Below are 14,329 nucleotides of genomic sequence, written 5' to 3' on the forward strand. Positions count from 1 at the left end.
CCGACTGCGGTGGCGTCACGCTGTCGGCGGGCGGAGCGGCCTGGTGGGTGGCATCACGCTGTCGGCGAGCGGAGCGGCCTGGTCGGTGGCATCACGCTGTCGGCGAGCGGAGCTGCCTGGTCGGTGGCATCACGCTGTCGGCGAGCGGAGCGGCCTGGTGCGCTCAGGCGGCGAGTTCGCCGGCCTGGAGTCGCCAGAGGGATGCGTAGAGTCCGTGCCGGGCGAGGAGTTCGGCGTGGGTGCCCTGTTCGGCCACGACGCCGCCCTTGTCCATGACGTAGATCCGGTCCGCGTGGCGGACGGTGGAGAGCCGGTGGGCGATCACGACCATCGTACGGTCGGCCGAGAAGGCCCGGAGCGTGCGCTGGATGGCGGCCTCGGTCTCGTTGTCGACGGCCGAGGTGGCCTCGTCGAGGACGACGACCGGCGCGTCCTTGAGGATCGCGCGGGCCAGGGCGATCCGCTGCCGCTGGCCGCCGGAGAGGGCGGCGCCGCGTTCGCCGATCACCGTGTCGTAGCCGTCCGGCAGCGTCGCGATGAAGGTGTGGGCCTCGGCCATCGTGGCCGCCTCCACCAGGGCCTCGTCCGAGGCGCCGAAACTGCCGTAGCGGATGTTGTCGGCGATGGTGCCGTCGAAGAGGAAGGCGTCCTGGGCGACGAACCCGATCGCGTGGCGCAGGTCGCGCCGGCGCAGGTCGCGCACGTCCCGCCCGTCGAGCAGCACGCTGCCGGACTCCGCGTCCTGGAAGCGCATCAGCAGCTTGGCGACGGTGGTCTTGCCGGAGCCGGTGGCGCCGACGAGGGCGGTGACCTGCCCGGCGGGGATGGTCAGCGAGAGGTCCTCCAGGACCGGCGGCCGTCCGGGGTAGGCGAAGGTCACGCCGTCGAGGACGATCTCGCCCTTCACCGTCTCGACGTCGAGCGCTCCCCCGGTGCCCTCGGTCTCGACGGGCAGGGCCTCCAGCCGGTGGACCCGGTCGTAGGCGGCGAGCGTGCGCTGGTACTGGTCGACGATGCCGCCGAGCCGGTTCATCCGCAGCATCACCATCTGCGGCAGCCCGATCAGCGGGCTGAACACCTCGAACCGCAGGGTGCCGTCGAGCACCGAGCGGCCGCCGAGCAGCAGGGTGCCGGCCATCGAACTCGTCGTGCAGACCCGGACGACCTCGGCGTGCCGGATCGTGCCCCGGTCGGTCTGCCGGTTGCTCTCCTGGGCTTCCCCGCTGAGCCGGTCGATGCGCTCGGCCTCGTAGTCCTCGGTGCAGAAGCTCTTGACCGTGGCGCCGGCCTCCAGGGTGTTCACCAGCTGGCTGTGCAGCCTGGCCCGGCGCTCGCCGGAGACGGCGTAGTCGGTCGCGGCCCTGTCCTGGTAGCGGAGCGACAGCCAGGCGATGACCGGGATCGGCAGGAACGCGATCCAGGCGATCTGCGGGGCCAGCAGCAGGAACGCCGGCACCAACAGGGCCAGGCTGGTGCCCAGTTGCAGCACGTCGTTGGCCGAGGTGGCGAAGAAGCTGCCCAGCTGCCGGACGTCGTCGGTGAGCACGCCGGCGATCCGGCTGGTCCGCTCGCCTTCCAGCTGCCCCAGTTCGAGGTGCTGCACATGGGCGTAGGTGCGGCTGCGCCAGTCGTGCTCGATGTCCTGGCCGAGCCCGCGCCACTGGAGGTTCGAGGCGTACGAGAGGCCTGCCACGGCGGCACAGGCGACGGTCACCAGCCCTGCCAGGCCCCAGAGTTGGGCGGTGGCGGTGGTCAGCCCGAAGCGGACCAGCGGCGCGGCCTCGCCCTTGATGAGGACCAGGGCGGTCCAGCCGAGGAAGGTGCCGAGCGCCATCTCCGAGACCTGGCAGGCGACCGAGAGCGCGGAGGCCCGGTAGAGGCGCCGGCGGTGCGGCCCGACGACCTCCCGCAGCGGATGCCGGCCGCTGCCGGACCCGGACAGCTCCCTGGTCCGCTCGACCGCTCGACGCCATGCCGTCCGGACGACGGCGACCGTCGCGACGGCGACCCCGCCGAGTGCCACCAGCTGCCTGCTCAGCGCCGACCCGCGGATCAGCGCGAGGCCGGCCGCCGCCCCGCCGCCCACGGCGAGGACGGGGCGCAGGACGGGAACGCGGTCCGGCCGCGCCCCCGGTCCGGCGGCGGGCCGGGCCGCCGCCGGCGGGGCGGTCCTGACCGGACCCTCCGCGACCCGGGCGACCACCCGGCGCAGGATCCGGCCGACGTCCGCGGCGGGCAGCCGCGGCTCGTGCCGGACGAGGACCCCACCGGTGACCGGGTTCGCCTGCGCCTCGGTGATCCCGGGGACGCGACGCAGAGCCGCCGTGAGGACTTCGGCCGTCCTCGGCCGTCCGAGGACCAGCTTGACGTCCCAGCGCTGGCGGCCCGGAATGACCGAGCGCGGGCTCACGTCCGGATCCACGGAGCGGAATCCGGCCGCGGCACCCAGCAGAGATGGCATGTGTACGATCACCTGTTTGCAGAGGTCGCGAGCGATCCGCCATCGGGCATGACGGAACACTGCGACGGAGCGGAATTCTGAACGGGCGGACGACGCGGCCGGGAGGCCGTCGGCCGGCCACCGCGTGGACGCGGCGCGCGAACTCGGTCGCGCGGTGCGTCCAGGCGGCGGGTCAGGATATGACGATGCGTCAGTGCGCCTTGCCGGCACCGGCGGTCGCGCGGATCTTCGGGGCCCTCGCCTCGGCGTCGCCCGGGGTGGTCGCCCCGGCGTTCTCCTCGACCGGGGCCGCGTCCTCGGCGGCGCGGTGACCCTCACCGGAGGTGACCTGGGCCGCCACCATGTCGGCGGCCACCTCGGCCGCGAGGTCGTGGATGTTCTCGCCGGCCTCGTGGGCGGCCTTCTTCACCTCCATGACGATGCCGACGGACGTCTTGACGACACCGCGCACCAGTGGCTTGAGGAGGCGCTTGGCCAGCGGCGCGACAACGAGACCGATCAGGAACGGCGGAACTACGGGCGGCATGGTGTTCCCATCTCTCTACGCAGACGAATGACAGGGGACCCGGGCGCTTCGGAATCCGGAGCGCCCACAGTAGGACGGACGGAAGTACCCGTCTCGCGGGATGACCGGTTCCCGTCGCGGATTTCCCGCGGAACCGAAACTCCTCGCCGATGGGGTCCACCGCCCGATCCTCCGTCACCGTAGTCGAGTCGAGCTCACCAAAACCAAACACTCCCAAGGGGATTCACTCGTGCGAGTGCAATCCGAACATAACCCAGAACGAACGCTGGTATGTACGCCAATCAATTGATCAGATAATATTATTTATCGATCAGTCGCGACCTTTCAGTTCCCGCGTCACCCTCCGGCGCAGGGCGGCGAACGGCAGCGCGCCACCTCCCAGCACCGCCTCGTGGAAGGCCCGCACGTCGAACCCGGCGCCCCGCCCGGCCTCCGCCTCCGCCCGCAGCCGGACGAACTCCAGGTAGCCCGCGCGGTAGGAGAGCGCCTGCCCCGGCAGGTCCGTCGAGTACCGCAGCAGGTCCGAGGCGATCTGGCCGTCCTCCTCCGTGGAGTTGGCGCGCATGAAGTCCCGCGCCCCCGCCAGGTCCATCGTCCCGAGGTTGAGCCCGGTGTCGACGACCAGCCGCTGCGCGGTGAACCGCTCCTGCGCGAGACGCCCGTACGCGTCCCACGGGTCCTCGTAGAGGCCCATCTCCCAGCCGAGCCCCGCCGCGTACTCGGCCCAGCCCTCGTTGAACGCGCCGAACTCCACCGCCTCGCGGCGCAGTCGCGGCAGCGCGGCGTCCTCCGCCTGCCGGGCGAGGTGGAAGTGGTGCCCGGGCGCCAGCTCGTGGTAGATCAGGGAGGCCGAGCCGATCAGGGACCGCCGGTCCAGGTCCGAGCCGTTGTAGCGGTAGCGCCCGACCGCACTGGCCGCGGTCGGGGCCTCGTAGTACCCGAAGGTCATCCCCGGCTCCAGCGCCGGATCCAACCGGGCCAGCCCGTACGGCGCGGCCGGCAAGGTGGCGAACCACTGCGGCAGCCGCGGCTCCAGCCGGTCGAGGTGGCCGCGGAACCGGGCCTCGACCTCCTCGGGCGTCCGGGCGTACAACCGGGACTCGGTCCGCAGCCGCTCGTGGAACCCGGCCTCGGTGCCGTGGAAGCCGAGGGCCGCGCGCACCTCCCGCATCCGCTCGGCCAGTTCGCGGCACTGGTCGCGGCCGAGTTCGTGCAGCCGCTCGGGCCCGGTGTCGCTCCCGGTGTGGGTCCGGACGAAGTCCCGGTAGGCCTCCTCGCCGCCCTCGTAGTGCGCCCACCCGACGTCCTGCGGCGCCCCTCCCGGGTACGCCGGGTCGTCGACGCACCCGAGCAGCCGGTCGAAGGCCGGCGCCAACTCGGCTTCCACCAGCCGCCGGACACCGTCCCGGAGGCGTCCGCGCCCGGCCGGCCCGAGCCCACCGAGCCGGTCGTCCGCCACCGTGACCCGGCGCCCGGCGGAGGACCGCAGGCCCTCGACCGTGGCCCGCACCCCGGCCAGGGCCGGCGCCGGCACCCGGAAACCGCGCGCGGCCTGGCCGGCCACCTTGTCACCGATCGAGCCGACCACCCGCGCGAGGTCGTGCACCAGCGCCACGTACCGTTCACCGTCGGCTGGTTCGGCGAAGCGGAAGTCGCCCAGGACGGCATCGACGTACAGCGACAGCGGGAAGAGCCGGTACGGCGTGGCGGCGGGCGTCAGCCAGTACCACCGGTGGGCGCGCAACTCCTGTTCCGCCAGCGCCACGAGGACGGCCGCGGTGTCGGCATCGGCGCCGGACAGCTCCGCGCCGTCGAGCGGCCGCATCCGCTCCAGCACGCCGGCCGCGAACCGCTCCCGCTCCTCGGACGCGGCGAGCGACGCCCCCGGCAGCGAGTCGACCGGGAGCCCCTGGCGGACCCGCAGCAACGGCTCCCGCTCCAGCAGGAACTCCCAGTAGCGGTCCGCCAGGTGGCCGACCTCACGGCCCGGCTCGTTCGTCGTCATGTCGACACAGTGTGGCGACGACGGACCGCCAGGTCACCCGGCCGACGGCCTACAGGCCCCGACACCCCTCGAAAGAGTGAACCAGGGGCACGCCGCCGCCGAGCCCCGCGCCCCGGCGCCCACCGCTCCCCACAAGGCGGGAGCACTGCGCCCCTTGAATCGAACACGCCTTTCCCCCAGGTGAGTTGACTCGCCATCGCCAAGGCCCGGTGGCACCATGACGCCATGCTCCGTCGCCCCCCGCCGGCCGCCCTCGCGGCCACCCTGACCGCTGCCGCCCTCGCGCTCAGCGGCTGCGGCAGCACTGCCACGTCCTCGACGAGCACCCCCCTGGTGGACCGCGGGACCGTCCGGATCGCGGCGGCCGGCGAGACCCCGAGCTTCGACCCGTACTCCACCTTCGGCGCCTCCCAGGCCCGCTATGCCTACGACTCCCTGGTGAACGTCGCCCCCGACGGCACCCTGGTCACCGGCCTGGCCACGTCCTGGCAGGCCACCGCCACCACCGCCGACTTCACCCTCCGCCCGGGCGTCACCTGCTCCGACGGCACACCCCTCACCGCCTCCGCCGTCGCCCGGGCCCTCAGCTACGCGGGCGACCCGGCCAACCAGCTCGCCGGCGCCCAGACCGTCCTGCCGAACGTCCCGTTCACCGCCACCGCCGACGACACGACCGGCACGGTGTCCGCGACCACCACCGCCCCCTTCCCGTTCCTCACCCGCAGCATCGGCCTGCTGCCGATCGTCTGCCCGGCCGGCCTCGACCACCCCCGGTCGCTGGCCCGCACCACCCAGGGCACCGGCCCCTACGTGCTCACCCGCTACACCCCCGGCGGGCCCTACGAGTTCACCGTCCGCGACGGCTACACCTGGGGACCGGCCGGGGCGAGCACCGCTGAGCCCGGCCTCCCCGCGCGCATCGTCATCTCCGTCGTCCCCCAGGCCTCCACGGCGGCGAACCTGCTGCTCACCGGGGGCGTCGACATCGCGAACGTGAACGGTCCCGACCGCGCCCGGCTCACCGGCCACGGCCTGGCCGTCACCGACGTGGCCACCGTGGTCGGGCTGACCTTCTTCAACCAGCGCCCCGGCCGGGCCCTCGCCGACCCGGCGCTGCGCCGCGCCCTGGTCTCCGCCCTCGACCGCCAGGGGCTCGCCAACGTCGCCGTCGGCGGCACCGGCCGCCCCGCCGGCGACCTCGGCGCCCCGGGCGCCGTCTGCCACGCCGACCTCGCCGACGCCAACCTGCCCGCCCAGGACGGCGCCGAGGCCCTGCGCGCGGCCGGCTGGACCCGCTCCCCCGGCGGCCCGCTCACCAAGGACGGCCGGGCGCTGCGGCTCCGCCTGATCACCAGCCCCGACCTCGGCCCGACCCTCACCTCCGTCGCCGAGCTGATGGCCCGGCAGTGGACGGCGCTCGGCGCGCGGGTCGACCTGGTCAGCGAGAGCCTGCCCGCCCTCGTCAACGCCATGTACCAGAGCGCCGACTTCGACGTGGTGGTCGGCACCTCGCCGGGCTTCGCGCTGCCGGTCGGCTTCATCCCCTTCTTCTCCGGCCCCACCCCCGCCCAGGGCCTCAACTTCGCGGGCGTGCGCAACCCCGAGTACGACGCCCTGGTCGCCCAGGCCCTCCGGGAGACCGACACGACGGGCTGCGGCACCTGGAACCGGGCCGCCGCCGCGCTCTTCCGCGCGGCCGACGCCCTGCCGATCGCCGACGGCCGCAGCGGCGTGTACGGATACCGCACCACCTTCACCACCACCTTCGGCGGCCAGCTCGTCCCCACCAGCATCCGCCTCCACCAGTGACCGGGGCCACCATGTCCGTACCCCGACTGCTGCGGCACCCCTGGACCGTGTTCCTCGGCCGCCGCACCGTCCGGCTGCTCCTCTCCCTCGCGGTCGTCCTCACCGCCTCGTTCGCGATGATCCGCCTCGTCCCCGGCGACCCGGTCCGCGCCGCGCTCGGCGTCGACGCCGCCCCCGCCCTGGTCGCCGCCCGCAGACACAGCCTCGGGCTCGACGCGCCGTTCCCGTCCCAGTACCGGCACTACCTCGGCGGCCTCCTGCACGGCGACCTCGGCACCTCGCTGACCACCGGGACACCGGTCGCGGAGCTGGTCCGCACCCGGCTGCCGGCCACCCTGGAGATCGCCGGGCTGGCCTTCCTGGCCACCCTCGCCGTCGCCCTGCCCGGCGGCCTGCTCGCCGCCGTCCGCACCCGCGACGGCCGCCGCCCGCGCACCGAGCTGGCGTTCACCGCCGTCACCGCCGGCCTGACCGGGGTCCCGGACTTCGTCCTGGCCGCCGGACTCACCGCGCTGCTGGCCGTCGGCCTCCAACTCCTGCCGGTGGCCGGTGCGGCGGGCGTCGAGTCCTTCGTCCTGCCGGTCCTCGCCCTCTCCCTCGCGCCCACCGCCGTCCTGCTGCGCATCGTCCGGGTGGAGGCGCTGAAGGTGCTGGACGAGGACTACCTGCGCACCGCCCGAAGCAAACGGCTGTCCCCCGCGCGGTACTACCTGCGGCACGCGGCACCGAACACGGCCACCGCCGCGCTCACCGTCGCCGGAAGCCTGCTGCCCGGCCTGATCGCCGGCACCGTGCTGGTCGAGAAGGTCTTCGCCTGGCCCGGCATCGGCTCCGCCATGGCGCAGTCCGTGGTCGCCCAGGACTACCCGGTGGTCCAGGCGATGGTGCTGGTGCTGGGCACCACCGTGCTGCTCGCCGGCCTCCTGGTCGACGTGCTGCTCGCCGTGCTCGACCCCCGCTCGGCGATCAGGGAGATGTGACCATGAGCCTTCCGTCCGGCCTCCGGCGCTCGCCCATGGCCTGGGTCACCGCCGTCATGCTGGCCTCGCTCGTCCTGCTCGCGCTGGCCGGACCGCTGGTCTGGGGCGCGGCGGCCGAGCGCCCGGACCCCTCGGCGGTGCTCCAGGGGCCGTCCGCGGGGCACCCGTTCGGCACCGACAACCTCGGCCGGGACCTGCTCTCCCGGGTCCTGGCGGCCACCCGGCCCTCCCTGCTGCTCGCGCTGGCGGCCGTCCTGCTCGGCGCGAGCGCGGGGGTCCTGCTCGGGGCCGCCACCGCCGTGCTCGGCCGGCGCGCCCGCCGGCTGACCGCCGGACTGGTCAACCTCCTGCTCGCCTTCCCGGCGCTCCTGGTCGCGATGTTCCTCGCGGTCGTGTTCGGCGCGGGCGCCGCCGGGGCGATGCTGGCCCTCGCGGCCGCGGGCGTCCCCGGCTTCGCCCGGCTCGCCCAGACCCTCGCCGCCGGGGTGGCGGGCACCGACCACCTGGCCGCGGCCCGGGTCCTCGGCCTGCGCCGCCTGCGGCTGCTCTGGCGGCACGTCCTGCCCAACATCGCCGAGCCCCTGCTCCTGGCCACCACCACGGCGGCGGGGACCTCCCTGGTCGCCCTCTCCGGGCTGAGCTTCCTCGGCCTGGGCGTCCAACCGCCCGGCTACGACTGGGGGCAGCTGCTCAACCAGGGGCTCGACCGCGTCTACGCCGAGCCGCTGCCCGCCCTCGCACCCGGTCTGGCCATCCTCTACGCGGCCCTGACCTTCCAACTGCTCGGCGAGGTCCTGGCCGGGAGCGTCGCCCGGCGCGGCCCGGCGCCGCGCACGCCCGTACCGACGCCCGCCGCGAGCGGCCCCGCCGAGGACGGCCTGGTGCTCCAGGTCGAGGACCTCCACGTCGAACTCCCCACCCCTGACGGCGTGATCCGGCCGGTGCGCGGCGTCAGCCTCGCCCTGCGGCCTGGCGAGACCGTCGGGCTCGTCGGCGAGTCGGGGTCGGGCAAGTCGCTCACCGCGCTCGCCGTCGCCGACCTGCTGCCGTACGGTGCCCGGGCGCCCCGGCGCACCCTGCGGCTGCTCGGGGCCGACCTCGCCGCCCTGCCCCCGAAGGAACGGGACCGGCACCTCGCGACCGGCCTGGCGGTGATCTTCCAGAACCCGGCCTCGGCGCTCAACCCGTCCCTGCGGATCGCCACCCAGCTCACCGAGACCGTCCGGGCCCACCGGGGCGCGAGCCGTGCCCGGGCCGCCGCGGAGGCCGCCGACGCGCTGCGCCGGGTCGCCCTCTCCCCGGCGCTGCTGCGCTCCCGCCCCCACCAGCTCTCCGGCGGCCAGCGCCAGCGCGTGATGATCGCCTCCGGGCTGATGGTGCGTCCGGGCCTGATCATCGCCGACGAGCCGACCACCGCGCTCGACGTCACCGTGCAGCGGCAGATCACCGGGCTGCTGTCCGAGATCCGGCGGGACACCGGCGCCGCCATCCTGTTCATCAGCCACGACGTCGCGCTCGTCGGGGAGTTCTGCGAGCGCGTCCTGGTGATGTACGCGGGCACCATCGTCGAGGCCCTGCCCGCCGACCGCCTCGCCGACGGCGCCCGGCACCCCTACACCCGGGCCCTGGTCGCCTCGGTCCCGGAGCTCACCGCCGACCGCGACCGGCCGCTGCGGACCGTCGACGGCGCACCGCCCGACCCGCTGCTGCCCGCCCCGGGGTGCGCGTTCGAGCCCCGCTGCCCGCGCCGCCGGGACCACTGCGCCGAGCAGGCCCCGCCGCTGGAGGACCTCGACGCCGGCCACCGGGTCGCGTGCTGGTCCCCGGTACCGGTGGCGGCGGACCCGGAGACGGTGGCCGCGTCATGACCGAACTCCAGGTGACCGGCCTCACCGTCCGCCACCCCGGCCCGCGCGGCCCGGTCACCGCCGTGGACGGCGTCTCGCTGGAGGTCCCGTCCGGTACGACGCTCGGGCTCGTGGGCGAGTCCGGCTCCGGCAAGTCGAGCCTGGCCCGCGCGATCGTCGGCCTCACCCCCGTGCACGCCGGCCGGGTCCTGCTCGACGGCCGGGAGGCCCGCACCCGCACCGTCCGCGACCGCCGCCGGCTCGGCCGCCTGGTCCAGGTCGTCCTCCAGGACCCGGACACCGCGCTCGACCCGCGGATGACGGTCCGCCAGACGCTCGTCGAAGCGGCCACCGTCTTCCGCCGGCTCGACCGGCCCGCACGCGCCGAACGCGTCGCCGAACTGCTCGGCCTCGTCGGCCTGGACCCGCGGCTCGCCGACCGGCTGCCGCGCCGGCTCTCCGGCGGGCAGCGCCAACGGGTCGCCATCGCCCGCGCCCTGGCCGTCGAACCCGGCCTGCTGATCGCCGACGAGATCACCTCGTCGCTCGACGTCTCGGTGCAGGCCTCCGTCCTCAACACGATCCGGGAACTCCAGCAACGCCTCGGCCTGTCCATGCTGTTCATCGGCCACAACCTGCCGGCGGTCTGCCACGTCTCCGACGCGGTGGCGGTCATGCGGCACGGCCGGATCGTCGAGACCGCCCCCACCGGAACCCTCCTGCGCGCCCCTCGGCACCCGTACACTCGGACGCTACTCGCCGCCGTGCCGAGCCTGCGCACGCCGCCGCCCGGGGAGGGGCCGCCATGACCGACGTTCGACCGGACGCCGTGGTCGTCGGAGCCGGGGTGATCGGCGCCGCCGTCGCCCTCGAACTCGCGCGCGCCGGGCGGCAGGTGGTCGTCGTGGACAAGGCGGGCGCCGTCGGCCACGGGTCCACCAGCGCCTCCAGCGCGATCATCCGCTTCAACTACTCCACCTTCGCGAGCGTCGCCACCGCCTGGGAGGCGCAGCACCTCTGGACGTCCTGGCCCGACCACCTGCGGCTCACCGGCCCCCGCCCGCTCGCCGCCTTCCACCGCACCGGCGCCGTGCTGCTCGACTCCCCCGAGGTCGAACCCTCCGAGACCGCCGCCCTGTTCGAGCGCGCCGGCGTCCCGTACGAGCGGTGGGACGCCCCGACGCTGCGCAAGCGCCTTCCCGGGATCGACCCCGGACGGTACTGGCCGCCGAAACCGGTGGACGACGACGCCTTCTTCGCCGACCCGTCCGGCGAACTCGGCGCCCTGTTCACCCCGGACGCCGGATACGTCGACGACCCCCAGCTTGCCGCCCTGAACCTCGCCGACGCCGCGGTCGGGCTGGGCGCCCGACTCCTCCTCCACCACACCGTGGTGGCCGTCGACCGGCACGCGGACCGGGTCACGGGCGTCCGCCTGGCCGACGGCTCGCGGATCGCCGCACCGGTCGTGGTCAACGCCGCCGGCCCGTGGTCGGGCGGCCTCAACCGGCTGGCGGGCGTCGGCGCCGACTTCACGATCGGTGTGCGTCCGCTGCGCGAGGAGGTCCACCAGGTCCCCGCACCGGACGTCCGGACCGCCGACCCCTTCCCGCTGGTCGCCGACCTCGACGTCGGCACCTACGTCCGCACGGCCCCGGGCGGGCAGCTCCTGGTCGGCGGGACCGAGCCGGACTGCGACCCGCACGAGTGGATCGACGACCCGGACGGGGCCGATCCCCGCCCCACCGCCCGGCGCTTCCGCACCCAGGTGACCCGGGCGGCGCGCCGGTTCCCCGCGCTCCGGGTCCCCAACCGGCCCCTCGGCGCGGCGGGCGTGTACGACGTCGCCGACGACTGGACCCCGATCTACGACCGCACCGCCCTCGACGGCTACTACGTCGCGATGGGCACCAGCGGCAACCAGTTCAAGAACGCCCCGCTGGTGGGCCGCTACCTCGCCACCCTGATCGACCGCGTCGAGGCCGGGCACGACCACGACGGCGACCCGGTGCACTTCCGCTGCGACCACACCGGCACCGTGGTCGACCTGGGCACCTTCTCCCGTCGCCGCCCGGTCCGGACGGACTCCGCGCGGACGGTCATGGGCTGATCACGGGCAGCTCGCGCACCAGGTCCCCGACCACGCCGACCACGAACTCGGGCGTCTCGTGCGGGAAGTCGTGACCCGTCCCCGCCGGTGTGTACACCAGCCTCGACGCCGTCGACGCCGCCAGGTAGCGGACCCGGCTGCGGAGGTAGAAGCGGCTGATCCGCTCGGCCTCGACCGCGTCCCGGGCACCGGCCAGCACCGCCTCGCCGCCGATCAGGTCCCGCGGTACCACCAGCACCAGCGGCAGGTCCCCGAGGTCCCCGTCGTACACCACGGTCTCCCAGCCCACCCGTGCCAGCCCGGACGGCGACAGCTCGGCGAAGATCGACGCGGCGGCGCAGCCCGGCCCGGTCCGGCCGCCGGGGCCCCGGTGCGCGCCGAACAGCTGCCGCACCGCCGTCAGCAGGACGCCCCGGCGCAGCGCCGCGAGCTGCCCGTTGGGCGGCGCGAAGGCGATGACCTCCAGGGGGGTCGGGTCCAGCAGGACGAGCCCCGCCACCAGGTCCGGCCGGCGCCTGGCCACGTTCGCGACCAGCAGCCCGCCGAAGGAGTGGCCGACGAACACGAAGGGTGCCCGCTCCCCCGCCGCCTCCAGCGCCGCCGGCAGCTCCGCCGCCTCGGCCGCCGTCGTCCGGGGGAACGGCCCGACGTCGCTCCAGCCCGTCCCCGGGCGGTCGACCAGCACCGACCGGGCCTGGGCCGACAGCATCGTGTGCAGTTCCCGGAGGTCCTCGCCGGGGGCGTGCCCGCCGGGCATCCAGACCACCGTCGGCCCCGCCCCGGCCCGGCCCTCGGCGAGGACGTGCATCCGGTGACCGCCCACGTCCACCAACCGCCCCGGCGGCGGATGCGCCCGCGCCTCCCGGGCCACCAGCACCAGGTGCCGAACGGCCCCGGCCGCCAGCAGCACCCCGACGGCCAGCGCCAGGCCAGCGAGCGCCACCGACCAGGCCGCCCCCACCGCGAGGAGGCCACCGCCCGCTGCCGCCACCGCCAGCGCGACCGGCGCCCCGATCCAGTCCCGGCTCACCACTGCGAGCAGGGAGTTCGCCATTCGTCCGTCCCGTCGCATCGGCCCTCCGCGACAGCAGCGCGTCCGACAACTGCCCCCTGGCCTTCTCTTTCCCGCCCACTCGTGCCCTCACCCTGATCAACTCCCCCACAGTCCGGCATTCCGGGCCCCGGACGCACCCGGGGCCGTGCCGGTCGGCTGCCGGCCGGGCACCGCCGGACCGACCCGATCCGTCCGGCCCCCTGGTCCCGGCTCCGTGACCGGTCGAAGATGGCGGCATGGGTGTCGACGGAGCGGGTGCCGGGCTGCTGGTGACGAACGTGCGCGTCTTCGACGGGACCGGAGCGGAGGCGGCGCCGGGGTACGTCCGGGTGGAGCGGGACAGGATCTCAGAGGTGGTGCTGGGCCGTCCCTTCCCGTCCGGTCCCCCGGGTGGCGCGACGGTGCTCGACGGCGGAGGCCGCACCCTCATCCCCGGGCTCACCGACGCCCACGTCCACCTGTTCGCGGCCGGCGGCACCATGGCGGAGCTCCAGCTCGCCCCGACCGGCACCGTCTACTACCAGGCCCTGGCCGCGGCCCGCTCCATGCTGATGCGCGGCTTCACCACGGTGCGGGACATGGCCGGCGACACCGAACCGCTGCGGCGGGTGCTGGACGGCGGGCTGTTCCCGGGCCCGCGGATCTACCCGAGCCAGGCGGCCGTCTCCCAGACCTCCGGCCACGGGGACTTCGGGACGGTCCACGACGCCCCCACCGCCCTGGGCGGGCCGCCGGCCCGGAGCGAGCAGCTCGGGTTCACCCGGGTGGCCGACGGGCCGGAACGGGTGCTCGCCGCGGTGCGCGAACAGCTCAGGAAGGGCGCCACCCAGATCAAGCTGATGGCCGGCGGCGGCGTCAGCTCGGAGTTCGACCCGCTGGACGTCCTGCAGTTCACCCCGGCCGAGCTGGAGGCCGCCGTCGCCGCGGCCTCCGACTGGGGCACCTACGTGACCGTGCACGTCTACACCTCCGAAGGCGTCCGCCGCGCGGTGCGGGCCGGGGTGCGCTGTGTCGAACACGGGCACCTCCTCGACGAGGACACCGTCCGCCACCTCGCGGAGCAGGGCGTCTGGCTGAGCACCCAGCCGTTCGAGGTCGACGACCACCACTACGCCTCGCCGGACAGCGCCCGCAAGAACCGCGAGGTCTGCGAAGGCGTCGCCCGCACCATCGGCTGGGCGGTGCGGCACGGCGTGCGGCTGGCCTTCGGCACCGACCTGGTCTTCGACCCCGGGAAGGCCCACCGGCAGAACGAGATGCTCGTCCGGCTCGGCGGCCACCTCGGCCCGGTCGAGGCCCTGCGGACGGCCACCTCCGGCAACGCCGAGCTGTTCCGCCTGTCCGGCCGCCGGGACCCCTACCGTGCCGCACCGCTCGGCGTCATCGCGCCGGGCGCCTGGGCCGACCTCCTGGTCGTCGACGGCGACCCGACCACCGACCTGTCCGTGCTCGCCGACCCCGAACGGAACCTGCGACTGATCGTCAAGGACGGCGTCGTCCACAGGAACGAACTCGGTTGACCCCCTCGCTGTGGCCG

Annotated in this window: 10 protein-coding genes; 6 read left to right on the forward strand and 4 right to left on the reverse strand. The window is 75.0% G+C overall.

Annotated elements, in window-relative coordinates:
- Positions 1–163: 163 nt before the first annotated feature.
- From ACFCY1_RS13715 to ACFCY1_RS13725, 3 genes are all read right to left on the reverse strand, one after another.
- Positions 164–2,461, reverse strand: coding sequence for an ATP-binding cassette domain-containing protein (locus ACFCY1_RS13715; protein ID WP_375874654.1), 2,298 nt, complete (start codon positions 2,459–2,461; stop codon positions 164–166).
- Between the two features lie 190 nt (positions 2,462–2,651).
- Complete coding sequence (locus ACFCY1_RS13720; protein WP_049651148.1) at positions 2,652–2,987, reverse strand: DUF5132 domain-containing protein; 336 nt, start codon at positions 2,985–2,987, stop codon at positions 2,652–2,654.
- 310 nt (positions 2,988–3,297) lie between these two features.
- Positions 3,298–4,992, reverse strand: coding sequence for a DUF885 family protein (locus ACFCY1_RS13725; protein ID WP_375874655.1), 1,695 nt, complete (start codon positions 4,990–4,992; stop codon positions 3,298–3,300).
- 225 nt (positions 4,993–5,217) lie between these two features.
- On the opposite strand from ACFCY1_RS13725, the gene ACFCY1_RS13730 reads away from it, so the two are divergent.
- Genes ACFCY1_RS13730 through ACFCY1_RS13750 form a run of 5 tightly spaced genes read left to right on the forward strand, consistent with a single transcriptional unit; the run spans position 5,218 to position 11,738 of the window.
- The gene (locus ACFCY1_RS13730; protein WP_375874656.1) at positions 5,218–6,801 is read left to right on the forward strand and encodes an ABC transporter substrate-binding protein; all 1,584 of its coding nucleotides are present in this window, start codon (positions 5,218–5,220) and stop codon (positions 6,799–6,801) included.
- Between the two features lie 11 nt (positions 6,802–6,812).
- The gene (locus tag ACFCY1_RS13735) at positions 6,813–7,781 is read left to right on the forward strand and encodes an ABC transporter permease (RefSeq protein ID WP_375874657.1); all 969 of its coding nucleotides are present in this window, start codon (positions 6,813–6,815) and stop codon (positions 7,779–7,781) included.
- 2 nt (positions 7,782–7,783) lie between these two features.
- Positions 7,784–9,649: a dipeptide/oligopeptide/nickel ABC transporter permease/ATP-binding protein gene (locus ACFCY1_RS13740; RefSeq protein ID WP_375874658.1), complete on the forward strand. Its 1,866-nt coding sequence runs from the start codon at positions 7,784–7,786 to the stop codon at positions 9,647–9,649.
- Positions 9,646–10,437: an ABC transporter ATP-binding protein gene (locus tag ACFCY1_RS13745; RefSeq protein WP_074005906.1), complete on the forward strand. Its 792-nt coding sequence runs from the start codon at positions 9,646–9,648 to the stop codon at positions 10,435–10,437. Before ACFCY1_RS13740 ends, ACFCY1_RS13745 begins: the two co-directional genes overlap by 4 nt.
- Positions 10,434–11,738, forward strand: a complete 1,305-nt coding sequence (locus ACFCY1_RS13750; RefSeq protein WP_375874659.1) for an NAD(P)/FAD-dependent oxidoreductase — start codon at positions 10,434–10,436, stop codon at positions 11,736–11,738. The genes ACFCY1_RS13745 and ACFCY1_RS13750 overlap by 4 nt, the downstream gene beginning before the upstream one ends.
- On the opposite strand, the gene ACFCY1_RS13755 is transcribed toward ACFCY1_RS13750, so the two are convergent.
- Complete coding sequence (locus tag ACFCY1_RS13755) at positions 11,728–12,792, reverse strand: alpha/beta fold hydrolase (protein ID WP_375874660.1); 1,065 nt, start codon at positions 12,790–12,792, stop codon at positions 11,728–11,730. The two genes, ACFCY1_RS13750 and ACFCY1_RS13755, sit on opposite strands and share 11 nt — an antisense overlap.
- A gap of 236 nt (positions 12,793–13,028) precedes the next feature.
- Between ACFCY1_RS13755 and ACFCY1_RS13760 the strand changes: the two genes are divergently transcribed.
- A complete protein-coding gene (locus tag ACFCY1_RS13760) occupies positions 13,029–14,312 on the forward strand; it encodes an amidohydrolase family protein (protein WP_375874661.1) in 1,284 nt (427 codons plus the stop codon).
- The last annotated feature ends 17 nt before the right edge of the window (positions 14,313–14,329 follow it).

It is taken from the genome of Kitasatospora sp. NPDC056273 (assembly GCF_042268845.1).
Classification (GTDB): Bacteria; Actinomycetota; Actinomycetes; order Streptomycetales; family Streptomycetaceae; genus Kitasatospora.

Coding starts and splice junctions, on each gene's coding strand:
- ACFCY1_RS13715 (WP_375874654.1), bottom strand. CDS start 2,461: ATGCCATCTCTGCTGGGTGCCGCGGCCGGATTCCGCTCCGTGGATCCG.
- ACFCY1_RS13720 (WP_049651148.1), bottom strand. CDS start 2,987: ATGCCGCCCGTAGTTCCGCCGTTCCTGATCGGTCTCGTTGTCGCGCCG.
- ACFCY1_RS13725 (WP_375874655.1), bottom strand. CDS start 4,992: ATGACGACGAACGAGCCGGGCCGTGAGGTCGGCCACCTGGCGGACCGC.
- ACFCY1_RS13730 (WP_375874656.1), top strand. CDS start 5,218: ATGCTCCGTCGCCCCCCGCCGGCCGCCCTCGCGGCCACCCTGACCGCT.
- ACFCY1_RS13735 (WP_375874657.1), top strand. CDS start 6,813: ATGTCCGTACCCCGACTGCTGCGGCACCCCTGGACCGTGTTCCTCGGC.
- ACFCY1_RS13740 (WP_375874658.1), top strand. CDS start 7,784: ATGAGCCTTCCGTCCGGCCTCCGGCGCTCGCCCATGGCCTGGGTCACC.
- ACFCY1_RS13745 (WP_074005906.1), top strand. CDS start 9,646: ATGACCGAACTCCAGGTGACCGGCCTCACCGTCCGCCACCCCGGCCCG.
- ACFCY1_RS13750 (WP_375874659.1), top strand. CDS start 10,434: ATGACCGACGTTCGACCGGACGCCGTGGTCGTCGGAGCCGGGGTGATC.
- ACFCY1_RS13755 (WP_375874660.1), bottom strand. CDS start 12,792: ATGGCGAACTCCCTGCTCGCAGTGGTGAGCCGGGACTGGATCGGGGCG.
- ACFCY1_RS13760 (WP_375874661.1), top strand. CDS start 13,029: ATGGGTGTCGACGGAGCGGGTGCCGGGCTGCTGGTGACGAACGTGCGC.